This is a genomic window from Granulicella mallensis MP5ACTX8, assembly GCF_000178955.2.
GTDB lineage: Bacteria > Acidobacteriota > Terriglobia > Terriglobales > Acidobacteriaceae > Granulicella > Granulicella mallensis.
This window is the reverse complement of record NC_016631.1, coordinates 674,225-690,207: the sequence shown is the minus strand read 5'-3', so window position 1 is coordinate 690,207 and position 15,983 is coordinate 674,225. Positions and strand designations below refer to the sequence as shown.

At 56.6% G+C, this 15,983-nt stretch carries 17 protein-coding genes; 4 read left to right on the top strand and 13 right to left on the bottom strand.

The window, feature by feature from the left end:
- The first annotated feature begins 129 nt into the window (after window positions 1-129).
- Window positions 130-672 (top strand): DUF4337 domain-containing protein, encoded by a 543-nt coding sequence (locus ACIX8_RS02980; protein ID WP_014263836.1) that lies wholly within the window; start codon window positions 130-132, stop codon window positions 670-672.
- A 21-nt stretch (window positions 673-693) separates the two neighbouring features.
- Here the strand turns inward: ACIX8_RS02980 and ACIX8_RS02975 are convergent, their stop codons facing one another.
- Window positions 694-1,380: a MarC family protein gene (locus ACIX8_RS02975; protein WP_014263835.1), complete on the bottom strand. Its 687-nt coding sequence runs from the start codon at window positions 1,378-1,380 to the stop codon at window positions 694-696.
- 123 nt (window positions 1,381-1,503) lie between these two features.
- On the bottom strand, window positions 1,504-3,537 hold the full coding sequence (locus ACIX8_RS02970; RefSeq protein WP_150110468.1) for a hypothetical protein: 2,034 nt from the start codon (window positions 3,535-3,537) through the stop codon (window positions 1,504-1,506).
- Between ACIX8_RS02970 and ACIX8_RS02965 the strand changes: the two genes are divergently transcribed.
- On the top strand, window positions 3,512-4,447 hold the full coding sequence (locus tag ACIX8_RS02965; RefSeq protein ID WP_014263833.1) for a branched-chain amino acid transaminase: 936 nt from the start codon (window positions 3,512-3,514) through the stop codon (window positions 4,445-4,447). The two genes, ACIX8_RS02970 and ACIX8_RS02965, sit on opposite strands and share 26 nt — an antisense overlap.
- 148 nt (window positions 4,448-4,595) lie before the next feature.
- Entirely contained in the window at window positions 4,596-5,003 is a 408-nt protein-coding gene (locus ACIX8_RS02960; RefSeq protein ID WP_014263832.1) for a hypothetical protein, read from the top strand.
- On the opposite strand, the gene ACIX8_RS02955 is transcribed toward ACIX8_RS02960, so the two are convergent.
- On the bottom strand, window positions 5,000-6,379 hold the full coding sequence (locus tag ACIX8_RS02955; protein ID WP_014263831.1) for an NAD(P)/FAD-dependent oxidoreductase: 1,380 nt from the start codon (window positions 6,377-6,379) through the stop codon (window positions 5,000-5,002). The genes ACIX8_RS02960 and ACIX8_RS02955 overlap by 4 nt on opposite strands.
- Window positions 6,380-7,362: 983 nt before the next feature.
- On the opposite strand from ACIX8_RS02955, the gene ACIX8_RS02950 reads away from it, so the two are divergent.
- Window positions 7,363-9,201, top strand: coding sequence for a phosphoenolpyruvate carboxykinase (GTP) (locus tag ACIX8_RS02950; RefSeq protein ID WP_014263830.1), 1,839 nt, complete (start codon window positions 7,363-7,365; stop codon window positions 9,199-9,201).
- Between the two features lie 134 nt (window positions 9,202-9,335).
- On the opposite strand, the gene map is transcribed toward ACIX8_RS02950, so the two are convergent.
- The 10 genes from map to ACIX8_RS02900 form a co-directional block, all read right to left on the bottom strand.
- The gene (map, locus tag ACIX8_RS02945; protein ID WP_044177677.1) at window positions 9,336-10,085 is read right to left on the bottom strand and encodes a type I methionyl aminopeptidase; all 750 of its coding nucleotides are present in this window, start codon (window positions 10,083-10,085) and stop codon (window positions 9,336-9,338) included.
- A 68-nt stretch (window positions 10,086-10,153) separates the two neighbouring features.
- A complete protein-coding gene (locus tag ACIX8_RS02940; RefSeq protein ID WP_014263828.1) occupies window positions 10,154-10,861 on the bottom strand; it encodes an adenylate kinase in 708 nt (235 codons plus the stop codon).
- Window positions 10,862-10,999: 138 nt separating this feature from the next.
- Window positions 11,000-12,412, bottom strand: coding sequence for a preprotein translocase subunit SecY (secY, locus tag ACIX8_RS02935; RefSeq protein ID WP_014263827.1), 1,413 nt, complete (start codon window positions 12,410-12,412; stop codon window positions 11,000-11,002).
- A 165-nt stretch (window positions 12,413-12,577) separates the two neighbouring features.
- The gene (gene rplO / locus ACIX8_RS02930; protein WP_014263826.1) at window positions 12,578-13,042 is read right to left on the bottom strand and encodes a 50S ribosomal protein L15; all 465 of its coding nucleotides are present in this window, start codon (window positions 13,040-13,042) and stop codon (window positions 12,578-12,580) included.
- Window positions 13,043-13,170: 128 nt separating this feature from the next.
- Window positions 13,171-13,356 carry a 50S ribosomal protein L30 gene (rpmD, locus tag ACIX8_RS02925; protein WP_014263825.1) on the bottom strand — a complete coding sequence of 62 codons (186 nt, stop codon included), beginning with the start codon at window positions 13,354-13,356 and terminating at the stop codon, window positions 13,171-13,173.
- 81 nt (window positions 13,357-13,437) lie between these two features.
- Window positions 13,438-13,944 carry a 30S ribosomal protein S5 gene (gene rpsE / locus ACIX8_RS02920; RefSeq protein ID WP_014263824.1) on the bottom strand — a complete coding sequence of 169 codons (507 nt, stop codon included), beginning with the start codon at window positions 13,942-13,944 and terminating at the stop codon, window positions 13,438-13,440.
- A 44-nt stretch (window positions 13,945-13,988) separates the two neighbouring features.
- The gene (gene rplR / locus ACIX8_RS02915; protein ID WP_014263823.1) at window positions 13,989-14,354 is read right to left on the bottom strand and encodes a 50S ribosomal protein L18; all 366 of its coding nucleotides are present in this window, start codon (window positions 14,352-14,354) and stop codon (window positions 13,989-13,991) included.
- Between the two features lie 129 nt (window positions 14,355-14,483).
- Complete coding sequence (rplF, locus tag ACIX8_RS02910; protein ID WP_014263822.1) at window positions 14,484-15,023, bottom strand: 50S ribosomal protein L6; 540 nt, start codon at window positions 15,021-15,023, stop codon at window positions 14,484-14,486.
- Between the two features lie 148 nt (window positions 15,024-15,171).
- Window positions 15,172-15,570 carry a 30S ribosomal protein S8 gene (gene rpsH / locus ACIX8_RS02905; protein WP_014263821.1) on the bottom strand — a complete coding sequence of 133 codons (399 nt, stop codon included), beginning with the start codon at window positions 15,568-15,570 and terminating at the stop codon, window positions 15,172-15,174.
- A gap of 200 nt (window positions 15,571-15,770) precedes the next feature.
- Window positions 15,771-15,956, bottom strand: coding sequence for a type Z 30S ribosomal protein S14 (locus ACIX8_RS02900; protein WP_014263820.1), 186 nt, complete (start codon window positions 15,954-15,956; stop codon window positions 15,771-15,773).
- Window positions 15,957-15,983 lie beyond the last annotated feature (27 nt).

Below are 15,983 nucleotides of genomic sequence, written 5' to 3'. Positions count from 1 at the left end.
CCCGACCTTCAAAAACCCTCATTTCCCCAATAAAAGCGCGATTAACTAGAATTCGAACAAAATGTCTGAAAAACTCCATCACGCACTCAAACAAAGGCTCCGATAGAATCCGCATCAGGTGTCACATCCATGGAAGCAACTGAAATTCACGAATTTACCCAGGAAATGCACGAAGCCAGCAAGGGAGACACGCGGTATATCTCTTTGATCATCAGCATCCTGGCAGTATTAGTCGCAATGGTTACAGTTCTGGGCCATCGCACTCATACCGAGGCCGTACTATTGCAGTCACGCGCCGCCGATCAGTGGAACGAGTATCAGGCCAAGAAGATTCGCCAGGGACAGATCAGTATGACCTCCGATCTGTTGTCTCTCCAGCCCAGTTCGAACAGCATTGCTGTACAGCAAAAGTTGAACAGCTATAAGGCGCATATGGAGAAGCTGGCCGACGACCTCATTGAAGAACAAAGGAAGGCCGAAGAGCTTGAGCATGAGGTAAGCCGCGCCGAGCGGCGTGCAAGCCGTTATGATCTGGGGGAAGCCTTGCTGCAGATTGCAGTCGTGCTCTCTTCGATTACCCTGCTGACAAAGCAGAGGATCTATTTCATGCTTGGACTTGGGCTGGGTATAGCCGGGCTGCTGCTGGCGGCCTCCGCACTCCTGGTTCACTGAACAGGGTTTCGTCGAAACTGCCTAGAGACTACTGGGCTTCGTCAACACGCCCAGATCGACAAAACCATTGACGAAATACTGTACGGCTAGCGCGACCAGCAGCAAACCCATAATGCGAACAAGGATGCGAATCCCTGTGTCTCCAAGGATCCGAGCTACGCGATCTGCACTACTCAGTACCCAATAGCAGATCACTGCTGTAAAGGAGATCGCACCAAAGATCGCAATCATCTGCCAGTATGTCCGTGCCTGGCCGACCAGCACCATCACGCTGGTGATGGCTCCGGGACCGGCCAGCATCGGGATACCCAGCGGCACGATGCCGACCTCCTCTTTCGAGGAAGCGGCCTGGGTTTCACCCGGGCTCTCCTGCGTAGGTGAGCGCTTGGCTTCGAGCATATCGAGACCGATCAGCAGAAGAATAATCCCGCCCGAAATCTCAAACGCCGGAAGAGTGATTCCAAAGATACGGAAGATGTATGTGCCGGCAATCCCAAACGCTGTCAGGATCACAAATGCAGTCAGTGAAGCCTTGCGGGCAGTACGTGCACGTTTAGCGGCATCCTGATCGGCAGTAACGGCAAGAAACGTCGGCAATGCAGCAAACGGATCAACAAGGAAGAAGATCGAGCTAAGAGCAAGCAGCGAAAAGCGGACATAGGCAGACCCTTCAAAGAGGGATAGCGAAGCTGCGTGCGGAACGGACATGACTCCTCGATTGTTGCATAGCAAAACCAGCGTCGCGAGACTGACAGAGATGAAAGAGACCTCTCACCTATGAATCGGGAGTCTCCCCACATCACAGCCTTTGTATGTTCTCCGCACCCTGAATTACGGATGCGTACGGATGATGTACCAGCCGCCACCTTCAGGATCTTGCAGGTAGTCTTTTTTATCTACCAATGTCCACTGACCCGTAGCAATCTTCTGCATGATCATGTCATCCAGATCTCTTTGCGCAAGGCGCTGACCATGGTTGTAGAGCCGTTCTGCACCCCTCATGATGAACAACTGCCGTTGGTAGACAATCCACTGCGGAGGTGCAGTATTGAGTTCATTCATCATATGTTCGACAGTTGCACGTGTTGAAGTATCAAAAAAAGTCTGCACATAGTTACGCCAGGGAGTGGCATCGCAGAAATAGTTCGGATAGGGATAGGGCAGCGAGAGAAGCTCTGGGTGAGGCTGCCCGATATCTGCACATACCGCTCGGCTGAACTGCAGCAGATCGCGATCGATGTACATCGGGCCATAGACCGGGTGGCTATACCACTGCCGATTCACGAACATGGGGCTGTAGCTGTAATCCTGCCATTGGTATGGCACAAGGATCTTGGCGCTGATACCAGAGATACCCACAAGCCCCATGGCAATGACAAAGGATGGAGTCGCCCAGCTGGCAAACCTGCGGAAGGGTTGAATCACTGGAACGAGCAGGAGAAAGAGCGCGACCGGAGCATAGTAGTTGGTAAGTGGCTCGGCCGCCGCGCCAGCCGAGTAGGATGCCCATATCGCGAGCGGCAAAAAAGCCAGGATTTCGCGAGAATCCCATTCCTGGTGACGAATCTTTGCCAGCACAAAACGTCCCAGAGCAATGGGAGCTACCAAATACATCAGTGGCGTAAAAAGCAGCACAGCTATGGAGATGGGCAGGCCATTCAACAAATCAAGACGCTTGACCCGGATGACGGCAAGAGCCACCACCAGGACCGCAACCTGCAGCCAGACGAGATACTTCATCCACGGCTTCTGATAGCGCTGAACGTAGTATCCGAAGGCCGCCACGATCGTGATGACAAGCACCCCACGCTTCCCCATCTCGTAGAGCAGCTTCACTGTGTTGGCAAACATATGGAAGGGTGAGGCAGCGAGGCTGCCCGCCCCTCCCTTACTGGCCGCGGCACGGATAAGGGTGCTGGAAATGTAGACCGGGAAGGTATCTCCCGTAAGCCGTACGACAAGCAGAACAGTCAAGGCAGCAACAATGCCAAGACAGCAAAGGCTGACAAATTTCCTGCTGCGCGCCAGGAAAAGCAGGCTAAATCCACCTGCCGTCAACAAGGCGACTCCGTCGTTGAGCCGGGTGGTAATGGCAAACCCGCTGAGCAGCCCCAGCACCGCAATCAATCCGAATTGGCGGCGCACATCCTCGGTTCTCGCAATGATAAGCAGCAGGAGAAGAGAGTAGAGGATAAAAGTCTCTGTGGTGACATGGTAGTCATCAAAGCGGTAGGAGTGACCACCAACTGTCAGCATGAAGGCGCCAAGCAGCACAAAGGCCTTCTGCCAGTCCTTCCATGCAGACTCCCGCAGGATGAAGTAAAACCCAAGGCTCAGAATGACGAGATGAAATACCGATGGAATTTCTACAACGATGTTCCTGGTCCCGAACATCGTCATCCAGGCATCCATCTCCAGAATGAACAGAGGTTGAAGCGGCATGTGCAGCCCGGAGTAAAGCTTTACTCCGTGGTGAAACACCGTGGTGTACCAAAACCACATGGCTTCGCCACCCAACTGGGTGTTAAGAATCATGGCCAAGCCAAGGAGGATGCAAATCGCTATCGCTATGCTTTGATAAAGCTTCCCAGCTGCCGGCGTGCGCGGATCGCGAGGAGTTGGCATTGCATCCATCTGATTGTCAGGCTCCAGCGTAGAGGGGAAAGGACATACCGTTATGCAACGGGTTGCGGGACTATCTGTCTTCTGAAATGAGCGGCATTGAAGCACAGGGTACCACAGGCTTCCTGGCAGCAATTCCAAGAAGATAGCGCTGCTTTGGAAAGGAAAATCTATGAGAGATGCGAGATATGGCACACTGTTAATCGAGGTCTGATATATGCCGCTCGAAACAACCGCAAACATCTGGCACAACGGGAAACTGATCCCCTGGGAGAAGGCCAACATTCACGTGATGAGCCACGTGATTCACTACGGCTCGTCTGTGTTTGAGGGCATTCGCTGTTACACCCAGCCTGAGGGCGCCAGCATCTTTCGCCTGCACGAACACATGAAGCGGCTTATCAACTCCGCCAAGATCTATCGCATGCCCCTTCCCTACGATGTCGAGCAGTTGAACAGCGCGGTGATCGAGGTCGTCGAGGCTAATGGTGTAGCTCCGTGCTACGTTCGGCCCATTGCCTTTCGCGGCTATGGCGAGATCGGCGTCAACCCGCTAAAGTCCCCGGTTGAGGTCTATATCGCGAACTTCCCATGGGGCAAGTATGTTCCCGGTGACGGCGGCGCGGATGTCTGCATCTCGAGCTGGAACCGTCTGGCGCCCAACACGATGCCCTCGCTCGCGAAGGCCGGCGCAAACTATATGAACTCGCAGCTCATTCGCATGGAAGCCGATATCAACGGATATTCGGAAGGCATCGCTCTCGATGTAAATGGCTATCTCTCCGAAGGCTCGGGCGAGAATCTCTTTATCGTGCGCGACGGAACGCTGTATACGACACCGCTGGCGAACTCGGTGCTGAACGGCATCACACGCGACTCGATCCTGGTCCTGGCACGCCAGCTTGGCATTCCTGTCGTCGAGCAGGCCCTGCCGCGCGAGCTGCTTTACATCTGCGATGAGGCCTTCTTCACCGGCACCGCTGCGGAAGTGACGCATCTGCGCTCTGTCGATCGCATCATGGTCGGCGATGGCAAGATGGGTCCCATCACCAGCGCGCTGCACAAGGCATTCTTCGATGTGGTGAACGGACTTGCGCCGGATCGCTATAACTGGCTGACGCCGGTAAAGGTCCGTGAGGCCGTTGTAGCTTAGTCTCTCGAACGCAATACACGAAGGGCAGCCCGATGCGGCTGCCCTTTTCCTTTGCCTGAAACAGACAGGTCGAGTACCCCTGCACGACGCAGCCGCTATTTTCGAGTAAGGACCTCTGCGGTTAGCAATCTAGCTGTACGATTCGTTCATGAATAGACACTCCGCCGCATATAAATACTGGCGTGTCATAGCCCTAACGGGAGCTTGCCTGATCATCTTAGGAGTGGGGGCAGGCTACGTCGATGTTGCCACACACTTTAATTTCGAGTTCATAAGCAATCACTTCGATATGTTTGGGCTAATGGGACTGACCGGAGTGCTTCTAACAGCTGTTGGCTGCATCGGATGGGCCCGGCACCTCGGGAAACGGCATCTAGTACTGATGGCCGTCATTGTATTCATTCTGCCGTGGGTATTGCTCTTCCTGGGACGGCCAATAGCTGGCACAAATATCCACGGGCCAGCCGCACCAGTCATGCTTTTGATCATTCCTGCAACCGTCCTCGCAGTGGCATTACTAATGATGGCAGCGCTCAAGCCGCGAGAAGAATCTTAAACCACCGTAGTTGTAGAACTGTCGGCTCTCTGGGGCTCAGGCTGCGGATCGCCGTTCGTGATCGGTCCTACGGACGGTGCAAGCTTGTCCCAACCCGGCAGCTCCTGCGAACCGACGATCAGGCGTACGCCATCCTGAAACCGTACATAGGTATAAGCCCATTGGCGAAAGACGGAGAGACGGTTGCGGAATCCGATAAGAAAGAAGATGTGCACAACCAGCCATGTAAGCCAGGCCATAAAGCCGCTCCAGTGCGCATGGAATGGCCACACGATACGCGCCACCGCAGCCTTACGGCCGATCGTCGCCATATCTCCCTTGTCGAAATAACGGAAGGGCTTTTGCGTGTCGCCTTTGCCTTCGAGAAGCAGACCGATACGTTTGGCCGCATAAGCGCCCATCTGCATGGCAGGCTGCGCAACCCCCGGAACCTGCTTGCCGTCCTGCTCAAAGTGCGCAAGGTCGCCGAGAACAAAGATCTCAGAATGTCCGGCAGGATGCAGATGGTCATCGACCATGACGCTGCCTCGTCTGTCCGTTTCAACTCCCAAGATCTTTCCCAGCGGCGAAGCCTGCACCCCTGCCGCCCATAGAGTGCAGACGCTCTCTACACGTTCGTCGCCTACCATGACGTATCCGGGCTGAATATCGGAGACGTGCGCGCCGGTTCGTACACGCACGCCGAGCGCGTTGAGCTGCTCCACAGCCTTTTTCTGCAGGTCTTCAGGGTAGGCGCCAAGAATGTTCGGAGAGCCCTCCAGGATCAGCACCTGCGCCGTGCCCGGATCGATATGGCGAAAATCCTTCGTCATATAAAGCTTGGCGATGTCGGAGATGGACCCCGCGAGCTCAACGCCGGTGGGCCCTCCTCCGACGATCACGAAGTTCAACGGCGGATGCGATCCACTCTCGAGCTTCTGCCGCTCAGCCAGTTCAAAGGCCAGCAACACGCGACGGCGGATCTCCGTAGCGTCTTCAATCGTCTTGAGCCCCGGGGCCAGCTTTGCCCACTCGTCTTTGCCGAAGTAGCTGTGCGTAGAGCCGGTGGCCAGGATGAGGTAGTCGTAGATCAGCACCGCTCCGCTCTTCAGCATGATGTGGCGTTCCGCCATATCGAAGCCCGTAACCTCATCCATGATGACTTCGGTATTGGTGTTCTCGCGCAGAATGCTTCGGATAGGCTGAGCGATGTCTCCCGGAGAGAGAACCGCCAACGCCACCTGGTAGAGCAAGGGCTGGAACGTATGGTGGTTCTTGCGGTCGACGACGGTGACATCCACCGGCAGCTTCGCCAGGCCCGCTGCCGCATTGATGCCGCCAAAGCCTGCACCCACGATAACGACCCGCGGTCGTCTGCTTGTACTCTGCTCTGCCATCGCCGTCTTCCTCTCCTTCGTAATCTGTCTCTAGCTTACGATGCTGCATCAGCCCCTTCTGTCGCAATTGGCTGGAAAGCTGGTTCCAGATAGCCTCTAGCGAACCGGAAACAACGACTTCCCCCATATCTCGTTCCATTTCCCCACAGAATCGTCATCCTGAGCGAAGTAGCTCGCGCACTTTGCGAGCTACGCAGTCGAAGGACCCCGAAGGACTTGATCTTGCCTATAGTGCTAGGACCTTTTCCACCGCAAACGTCCAGGCTCGAGCGCTCGAGGTAGAAAAGGTGCGAAGGACATGGGCAAGATAGCAACCCTCGGGGTCCTTCGACTTCGCGTCCCCAAAAGCTGGGACGCTTCGCTCAGATGGTATGAAAGAGGGGCACCTGGACGGTGGTGGTGTTGAGGATCAGGAGCGGAGTAGAGTGATGTTAGATTTTTGCTTTTCTCCCGGCCTGGGTATTGGCTATGGGAAGGTGGAAATCAAAGAACCGATTCCCACCTTTCCACAGCCAACGTCTACGGCTGGGGATATGAGATGTTTGCGAACGATTGCCAGGATAGGCCAGTCAGCTCGTTCATCCTCTGTACCTCGAGTACATCCTCAGATGGAGCGGCTGGTCATCGTATCTTCCTCATGTGCCACGAGCACGAATAGAAGTCTGTACGCAACGTTTCGCAAACTCTGCTGGACAGGTGCGCCTTTTTTCATAGAAGGATGACGATTCTGTGGGGAAACATGAAACAAAAGCTGTGTGTCCATCAATCTTGGTCTCGGCCGAATGCCGTTGTCCCCGATTCGCCAGACAGTCCCTAGCCCCTCAAACGGTGGGGCTCACAGCTCCAAAAGCCCCTGACAGGCGTCATCTCTTCGATAACCGCTCGTTTTTGCTTTTTCTTGAGACATTTCTGGGGTGTCTTGACGACAGGCGTACCCTGGCTGCTCTAGTGTTTTTGCATCCCTTCCGAGGGTGGAGGAAACCATGTCTGCGGCAACAAAAAGCCCATTGGCTTCAACTCGTATTCTGACTACCAACAAACACCTGATCCGCTGGGTCGAAAAGATGGCTGAACTCACGCAGCCGGCAGCGATCCATTGGATCGACGGCTCCGCGGAAGAGAATGAGTATCTCTGCCGTCAGCTCGTCGACGCAGGAACCTTCATCAAGCTGAACCAGGAGCTGTGGCCCGGGTGCTACTACGCTCGCTCCTCTCCGAACGATGTCGCGCGCGTGGAAGATCGTACGTTCATCTGCTCGCTGTCCAAGGACAACGCCGGACCGACGAACAACTGGGAAGATCCGTTCGTCATGCGCAAAAAGCTGAAGCAGTTGTTTCGCGGAGCGATGCGCGGCAGAACCATGTACGTTCTGCCTTACTCGATGGGGCCTATCGGCTCGCCCATGTCCCAGATCGGGGTGCAACTCACAGACTCTGCCTATGCCGTAGTGAACATGCGAATCATGGCCAGGGTCGGTGCTCCGGTATTTGCCGAGATCGATAAAGATGTGAAGCGTGTCGTCCCCTGCATGCACACCGTCGGCGCCCCGCTGGCGCCCGGCCAGCAGGACGTGTCCTGGCCGCAGAACGACACCAAGTACATCGTCCACTTCCCGGAGACGCGCGAGATCTGGAGCTACGGCTCGGGCTACGGCGGCAATGCCCTGTTAGGCAAGAAATGCTTTGCCTTACGCATCGCCTCCAACATCGCTCGCGATGAAGGCTGGATGGCGGAACACATGCTCATCCTCGGCGTGGAATCTCCCCAGGGAGAAAAGACATACGTAGCTGCGGCATTCCCCTCCGCCTGCGGCAAGACCAACTTCGCGATGATGATTCCTCCCGAAGGCTTCGACGGCTGGAAGGTGTGGACCGTAGGCGACGACATCGCGTGGATCAAGCCGGATGCCACAGGCCAGCTCCGCGCCATCAACCCAGAGGCGGGCTTCTTCGGCGTAGCTCCCGGCACCAGCGGCAAGACCAACCCGAACGCCATGGCGACACTCAGCCGCAATACGATCTTTACTAACGTCGCGCTGACACCGGAAGGCGGCGTCTGGTGGGAGGGCATGACCGATGAGCCGCCCGCCGAGTGCCTCGACTGGCGTGGCGAGCTCTGGACACCGGAGATTGGCCGCGAGACAGGCAAACCTGCCGCGCATCCGAACGGCCGCTTCACCGCACCCGCCGTGCAGTGCCCAAGCATCGACCTGGCCGCCTGGGAATCGCCCAATGGCGTTCCCATCTCAGCATTTCTCTTCGGCGGCCGCCGCGCCTCGACCATCCCGCTGGTCTTCCAGGCCTTCAACTGGTCGTCAGGCGTCTATCTCGGTGCGACGATGGGCTCTGAGACCACCGCTGCCGCTGGCGGCGCGCTGGGCAAGGTGCGCCGCGACCCGATGGCCATGCTTCCCTTCTGCGGCTATCACATGGGTGATTACTTCCGGCACTGGCTCAAGATGCAGCGCGAGCTCTCCGCCACGCCGCGCGTCTTCCACGTCAACTGGTTCCGCAAGGATGAGAACGGCAAGTTCCTGTGGCCCGGCTTCAGCGAAAACATGCGCGTCCTCAAGTGGATCGTCGACCGAGTGCGCGGACGCGCCCAGGGTAAGGAGACTTCCATCGGCTGGACACCGCACTACGAAGACATGAACTGGAACGGCCTGGACATGCCTCGCGATCGATTCGACGAGTTGCAGAAGGTAGATCGCGCAGCCTGGCGCCACGAAGTGATGGGACACGAAGAACTGTTCCTCGCTCTGCATGACCATCTACCACCGGAGATGATCTATGAGCGCGAACTTTTGATCTGCAGGTTGTAGCGCCTTGCTTTCTTATGCATCACCACAACGCGTCATCGCAGAACTCAGATACGAGCACATCGAATCAAAATAGCTAAGGGCCCCTGCTCTACAGGGGCCCTTAGCTGCAATCACAAATGTAAAGATAAGAGGAACTAAAGCGTCAAGATAACCGGGCCATCGTTGGTAATGGCAACCGTATGCTCGAAGTGGGCGCTGACGCTTCCATCGGTCGTAATGGCGGTCCAGCCATCCTCAAGTACCTTCACCTCGGCCGTGCCTGCATTGATCATCGGCTCGATCGCCAGCACCATGCCGGCCTTCAGGCGAGGCCCCTTGCCGGGGTCTCCGAAGTTAGGCACCTGCGGGTCTTCGTGCATCGACTTGCCGATACCGTGGCCCACAAACTCGCGCACAATGCCGTAGCCTTCTTTTTCACACATGCTCTGTACAGCGTGGGAGATATCGAAGAGACGGCCGCCAACAACAGCCTTATCGATGGCCGCATAGAGCGAAGCCTCGGTAACGCGCAGCAACTTGGCAACCGCAGGGCTGAGCTTGCCGACCGGATAGGTCACGGCACAGTCGGAGTAATAGCCATCGACGATGACGCCGCAATCCACGGAGACGACATCGCCCTCGCGCAGCGTACGCCGTTCGCTTGGAATGCCGTGGATGACCTCTTCGTTCACCGAGGTGCAAAGCACCGCCGGATACCCGTGGTATCCCTTGAAGGCAGCCTTCGCTCCAAGCTCTGCGACCTTGGCTTCAGCCGCGCGTTCCAGGTCCATGGTGGTCACACCGGCGCGAACTACAGACTTCACAGCCTCGTGTACTTTGCGTAGGGCAATGCCGGAGATGCGCATCTTTTCGATCTCGGCAGCGGATTTGATGAGAATAGCCATAAATTCAGTGGTGGAACGTTGAAAGTCGTACGCAGAGAGGGAGCGCAAGGGCTCTCCTCTCTCAATCTTTATTCTCCGTTTTCCGGATGATGCCGAAGCTTCAAAAGCGCGGCACGGATACCTTTTGTTACCTCGTCGACAGGACGATCTCCATCGACCTCGGCAAAGCGATTTCCGTGTGAACGATAGTATTCGATGACAGCCGCCGTCTTGACCCGGAAGGTCTTCATGCGCTCATGAAAGACCTCTTCCGTATCGTCAGCGCGCTGTTCGAGCTTGCTGCCATCGACATCACAGATGCCTTCAACCTTAGGCGGAGTGGTGTAGATGTTGTAGATGCGCCCGGCGGGAGAGATACGCCGCCCGGTAATGCGCTCCAACAGGACCTTTTCGTCGACAACAATATTGACCGCGACAACCGGCAGCAGGTAGGCAACAAGTTGACCGTCGAGCCACTCCGCCTGGTTGAGTGTGCGCGGAAAGCCATCCAGGATGTAGCCGTGCTGGGTATCAGGGTCCTGAAAACGAACTGCAACCATCTGGTTGACGAGATCGTCGGGAACCAGCTTGCCCTGGCTCATCAGCTCATCGGCAAGCATGCCAAGCGGCGTGTGATTGCGCCGATGCTCGCGCAGCAGATCACCGGTAGAGATCTGAGGGATGTTGAACTCATCCATCAAGAGCTTGGCCTGCGTGCCTTTGCCCACTCCGGGTGCCCCGAGCAACAGTACAGGGCCGGGAAGGAAATCGCTCGCGTTGGGAAGGGGTCTAGACATAGGACTCAGCTTTGATGAAGAACAAGGGTGAAGAGGTTCATCGTTCTACCTTGAAGAAGAGACAAAGGATGAACGAACAACGTAAGAACCCACGCCCAGACCTGCAGACGTGGGTTCCTGCGTCAAACGAGTTTGAAACTACCAGCTACGGCGGCCACGAATACGCCCGGACTTGGGCGTGAAGCCTTCATAGTGGCGCATGATCAGTTGCGATTCGATCTGCTGCACCGTATCCATGGCAACACCCACAACGATCAGCAACGATGTGCCGCCGAAGTAGAAGTTCACTCCAAGACCATTGGTGGTCCACGACGGCAGGGTATCGAAGAACTTGCCAACGAGCCACAGGTGGTTGAAGTGGATACCGCTGATCAGCAGCGTCGGAATGATCGAGATGATGACGAGGTAGATAGCACCGACCAGGGTGATGCGTGTCAGCACATCATTGATGAAGTCGGAGGTACGCTTACCTGGACGGATGCCGGGGATGAAGCTGCCGTACTTGCGCATGTTGTCCGCGATATCGTCCGGACGGAAGATGATCGAGATATAGAAGTACGCGAAGAAGATGATCGCCGCAATGTACAGCACTTCATACCAGGGCTCGGACGGCGCAAGGTTGGTAAAGATGGGACCAAAGTACTTGTTGTCGCGGAGAGGGCCTGAGCCGAAGAGGCTGACACCCTGCAACAACAGCGGGAACGACAGGATCGAGCTGGCGAAGATCACCGGCATAACGCCGCCGGAGTTCACCTTGAGCGGCAGGAAGCTGGAATCCGGTGCAGCCATACGGCGACCGACCATGCGCTTAGCCGACTGAATCGGAATACGGCGCTCGGAGCGTTCCACAAAAACGATGAAGGCCACAACCGCGATCATCATGGCGATGATCAGCCCAATCGCGATGGGAGTAAAGCCACCCCAGACAGCCGTGTGAGCCTTCTGGTAGAGATCTTCGATGCCGCGTGGCAAACCAACGACGATGCCGGTAAAGATCAACAGCGACATGCCATTACCGATACCGCGCTCGGTGATCTGCTCGCCCAGCCACATGATGAAGGCTGTACCGCAAGTCAGGGTAATCACGCAGAGCGGAATAAACTGGCCGCGGCTGACATTGACCATCGACTGGCCAGCCTGCGTGCTCGTCAAAGTCAGAGCGATGAAGAAGCTCTGCACAACTGCAAGAACCACCGTGACGTAGCGCGTCCACTGGGTGATCTTACGGCGGCCAAGCTCGCCTTCCTTCTGCAGCTTCGCCAACGGCTCATAGATAACCGTGAGCAACTGGAAGATGATCGACGCCGTAATGTAAGGCATGATGCCCAGCGCGAAGATTGTTGCTTTACGCAGGTTGCCGCCATTGAACAGATCGAGCAGTCCCAGAGCCGAGCCGGAGTTCTGATTGAAGAACTGCGCGACCATGTCGGCGTTGATGCCGGGCGTAGGAATATGTCCACCCAGGCGGTAGATCGCGAGCATCCCGAGCGTAAAGCCAATGCGATTGCGCAGGTCGCGGATACGGAAGATGTTGAGGAATTTCTCGAGCATCGTGGAAGAAGGCCTTAAACCGAATTTCGGATTTCGAAGCTTCAGGCAGAGTACCGCACACTGTTTCAGCGGAACCGATCTCTGCTGGGGTTCTTGAGAAACATTCTACGCGGAAATTCGCGTTCACATAACAAGGCCGGGGCTCATGCCCCGGCCCATGAACCATTAGGCAGCGGAAACAGGCTCGCCAACAACGATAGCCTTGCCGCCGGCAGCCTCGATAGCCTTCAAGGCAGCCTTCGAGAACTTGTGAGCATGCACCGTGACAGCCGACTTCAGCTCGCCGTTCGCGAGGACCTTCACCAGGCCGTTGCGCTTCTTCAAGATTCCGTGCTCGGTGAGCTTCTCAAGCGTGAGTTCGCTCTCGTTCAGCTCGGCGATGCGGTCGAGGCCGAGAACGGCGTATTCGACGCGGAAGATGTTGGTGAAGCCACGCTTCGGCAGGCGGCGGTGCAGCGGCATCTGGCCGCCTTCAAAACCGCGCATCAGGCTGGAGCCCGAACGCGAACCCTGCCCCTTGTGACCGCGAGTCGAGGTCTTACCCATACCCGAGCCCATACCGCGGCCAACGCGCTTCTTATTTTCATTCGCCTTTTTGGGCGCTTTGAGATTGCTGAGATTAAGTGCCATGATTTCCTCGCTAACGCCGGCCTGTGGCCGACTCGCATCTGTTGCGGAGATGTCAGTTCTCCGTTCGCGGTTCTCAGCTTCTTTGCATTCTCACTGACAACCGAGAACCAACCGCTGAGAACATTTCACTAGTTGACGATACGGACGAGGTGAGGAATCTTATTCACCATACCGCGGATCGACGGTGTATCTTCGCGTTCAACAATCTGATTCAGGCGCGTGAAGCCCAGGCCCTTGACGACAAGCTTGTGCTTGACGGGCGTGCAGATCTGCGAGCGGAAGTACTGGAGTTTGATCTTGTTTTCGGCTGCCATTGTTCTTCTCCGAGGCCAAAGCCTCTACATTTCTGTGGAGGAAACCGCGACCCCAAAGGGTCGCTGCTCTCTCCGAAGTTCTTACAACTCGTCGACTGACTTGCCACGCAAAGCGGCAACTTCAGCGCGATCGCGAAGCTGGGTGAGCGCGTCGAAGGTGGCCTTGATCACGTTGTGCGGATTGGCCGAGCCAAGGCTCTTGGTCAGCACGTTCTGCACACCGGCTGCGGTCATGACGGCGCGTACCGTCTTGCCGGCGATGACGCCCGTACCTTCAGGAGCGGGCTTCAACAGAACTTCACCCGAACCGAAGTGGCCAAGCACCTGGTGCGGAATCGTGTACTCCGTCAGGTTGACCTTGATCAGGTTCTTCTTCGCCGCTTCAATGCCCTTGCGGATAGCCTGGGGCACTTCCTTGGCCTTGCCGGAGCCGTAGCCGACTACGCCTTCAGCGGCGTCGCCAACGATGACCAGTGCGGCAAACGACATGTTCTTGCCGCCCTTGACGACCTTGGTGACGCGGTTGATGGAGACGACCTCATCCTTGAGGTTCATCCGGTTGCCGTCGAGTCTCTTCTTCGTAACCATTATTTTCCTTAATCCTTCTGGCGCGGTGCGCCTGACAGCAAACCTTAGAACTCCAGCCCGGCTTCGCGAGCAGCATCGGCCAGCGCCTTGATGCGACCGTGATACAGGTAACCGCCGCGATCGAAGACCACCTTCTTGATGCCCTTCTCCTGAGCGCGCTCTGCGATCAGCTTGCCGACAGTCTTTGCGGCTTCAACGTTACCGCCTGCGGTCTTGCCCTCACCCTTCTTGCTGATGGTGGAAGCCGAAACGATGGTGGTGCCGGTCGCGTCGTCGATGAGCTGCGTGTAGATGTGGTTCAACGAGCGATACACGTTGAGACGGGGACGCTCGGCGGTGCCGGAGATCTTCGCACGGATGCGAAAATGCACGCGCTGGCGAATGTCATTGCGTTTGCGGAGATTGATCATGATCTTTCCTTCCTAGTGGCGTCGCCTCAATGAAGACGACGTTCGGTGAATTGCTGAGAGGTCGGGTCTAGGGTTCAGGCTCCAGAAAGCATCGCCTTCTGGCCCCTGAACCCTAGACACTACGCCCTATTACTTAGCGCCCGTCTTTCCGACCTTCTTCTTGAGCTTCTCGTCGGAGTAGCGAACACCCTTGTTCTTGTAAGGATCGGGCTTACGCAGCGAACGCATATCCGCGGCAACCTGGCCGACCTTCTGGCGATCGATACCCGAGACCGTAAGATGGGTCTGCTTGGGGTCGATAGCAACTTCAATACCGGTAGGCAAGGGGAACTCGATGGGGTGGGAGTAGCCGAGCGTGAACACGACCATATCCTTACCCTTCATCTCGACGCGGTAACCGATACCGACAACGTCAAGCTCCTTCTTCCAGCCATTCGTCACACCCTCAACCGCATTGAAGACGAGGGCGCGAGCCAGTCCGTGGACCGCAGCGTGCTTATCGTCGGGACGCTCGAGAGTAAGAACGCCGTCCTTCTCAGAAAGCGTGATGCCGTCGGGAATCAAAGCGTTAACTTTGCCCTTGGGACCCTCGACAACGCAGATATTGCTCTGCACTGTGTACTTGACGCCCTTAGGTAGCGTGATGGGCTTCTTGCCGATACGTGACATTTCTAAATCCTTTATGGCTTGCGAGTCGCGAAGAGTTGAGGCTTCGTTCCACTGCAGCCGGCGATTATGGCTCGCCTTGGGCCTGGGCCAAAGCCCTTTCAAACTTGTACGGACAGCGGCGAGCCAAAGCTCACCGCCGTCCTGGGAACTACCAGACTTCTGCGAGAATCTCGCCGCCAACACCTTCGCGACGGGCCTGACGTCCGGTCATGACACCCTTGGGGGTGGTCATGATCGAGATACCGAGGCCACCCTGGACGCGACGAATCTCGTCCTTGCCCAGGTACACACGGCAGCCGGGACGCGAGATGCGCTTGAGGTCGCGGATCACCGGCTCGTTGTTCGGGCCGTACTTCAGGTACACGCGCAGAACCTTCTGGCCTTCTTCTTCGGCGGCCTTGTAGTTTGCGATGTAGCCCTCTTCCTTGAGGATGCGGGCAATCTCAGTCTTGAGCTTGGAGGCTGGAGCGTCGAGCTTCTGGTGGCGAGCACGGTGTGCGTTGCGAATGCGCGTGAGGAAGTCTGCGACTGGATCGGTAAGGTTCATCGTTTTCCTTTCATCCCCCGTTCGCTCCGGACTGATCAGCCAGGAGAACCTGCGGGAATGGTTGTGGCGGTTCGCTTTGCAGCGTGTCACGCCGATATTTGTCTCACCCTCAGGGAGGGCCGGGACTGAAGTCCCGTTCCACACCTAAAAGCCCAAGGACCGATGTCCATTGTGCTTTCAGGTGGAAGCGATTGCACAGCTTACCAGCTGGACTTGACGACGCCCGGAATCTCGCCCTTGAGCGCAAGACCACGGAAGCACAGACGGCAGATGCCGAACTTGCGCAGGAAAGCGCGCGGACGGCCGCAAAGCTGGCAGCGGTTGTGCTGGCGTGATTTGAACTTCGGCGTGCGGGCGTCTTTGACGCGCTTTGCGGTAGTAGCCATAACTTTTTACTCTCTCTATCTTACTGC

Excerpts from the sequence above, each read along its gene's own strand:
- ACIX8_RS02980 (WP_014263836.1), top strand. The coding sequence starts at position 130 with ATGGAAGCAACTGAAATTCACGAATTTACCCAGGAAATGCACGAAGCC.
- ACIX8_RS02975 (WP_014263835.1), bottom strand. The coding sequence starts at position 1,380 with ATGTCCGTTCCGCACGCAGCTTCGCTATCCCTCTTTGAAGGGTCTGCC.
- ACIX8_RS02965 (WP_014263833.1), top strand. The coding sequence starts at position 3,512 with ATGCCGCTCGAAACAACCGCAAACATCTGGCACAACGGGAAACTGATC.
- ACIX8_RS02970 (WP_150110468.1), bottom strand. The coding sequence starts at position 3,537 with ATGTTTGCGGTTGTTTCGAGCGGCATATATCAGACCTCGATTAACAGT.
- ACIX8_RS02960 (WP_014263832.1), top strand. The coding sequence starts at position 4,596 with ATGAATAGACACTCCGCCGCATATAAATACTGGCGTGTCATAGCCCTA.
- ACIX8_RS02955 (WP_014263831.1), bottom strand. The coding sequence starts at position 6,379 with ATGGCAGAGCAGAGTACAAGCAGACGACCGCGGGTCGTTATCGTGGGT.
- ACIX8_RS02950 (WP_014263830.1), top strand. The coding sequence starts at position 7,363 with ATGTCTGCGGCAACAAAAAGCCCATTGGCTTCAACTCGTATTCTGACT.
- map (WP_044177677.1), bottom strand. The coding sequence starts at position 10,085 with ATGGCTATTCTCATCAAATCCGCTGCCGAGATCGAAAAGATGCGCATC.
- ACIX8_RS02940 (WP_014263828.1), bottom strand. The coding sequence starts at position 10,861 with ATGTCTAGACCCCTTCCCAACGCGAGCGATTTCCTTCCCGGCCCTGTA.
- secY (WP_014263827.1), bottom strand. The coding sequence starts at position 12,412 with ATGCTCGAGAAATTCCTCAACATCTTCCGTATCCGCGACCTGCGCAAT.
- rplO (WP_014263826.1), bottom strand. The coding sequence starts at position 13,042 with ATGGCACTTAATCTCAGCAATCTCAAAGCGCCCAAAAAGGCGAATGAA.
- rpmD (WP_014263825.1), bottom strand. The coding sequence starts at position 13,356 with ATGGCAGCCGAAAACAAGATCAAACTCCAGTACTTCCGCTCGCAGATC.
- rpsE (WP_014263824.1), bottom strand. The coding sequence starts at position 13,944 with ATGGTTACGAAGAAGAGACTCGACGGCAACCGGATGAACCTCAAGGAT.
- rplR (WP_014263823.1), bottom strand. The coding sequence starts at position 14,354 with ATGATCAATCTCCGCAAACGCAATGACATTCGCCAGCGCGTGCATTTT.
- rplF (WP_014263822.1), bottom strand. The coding sequence starts at position 15,023 with ATGTCACGTATCGGCAAGAAGCCCATCACGCTACCTAAGGGCGTCAAG.
- rpsH (WP_014263821.1), bottom strand. The coding sequence starts at position 15,570 with ATGAACCTTACCGATCCAGTCGCAGACTTCCTCACGCGCATTCGCAAC.
- ACIX8_RS02900 (WP_014263820.1), bottom strand. The coding sequence starts at position 15,956 with ATGGCTACTACCGCAAAGCGCGTCAAAGACGCCCGCACGCCGAAGTTC.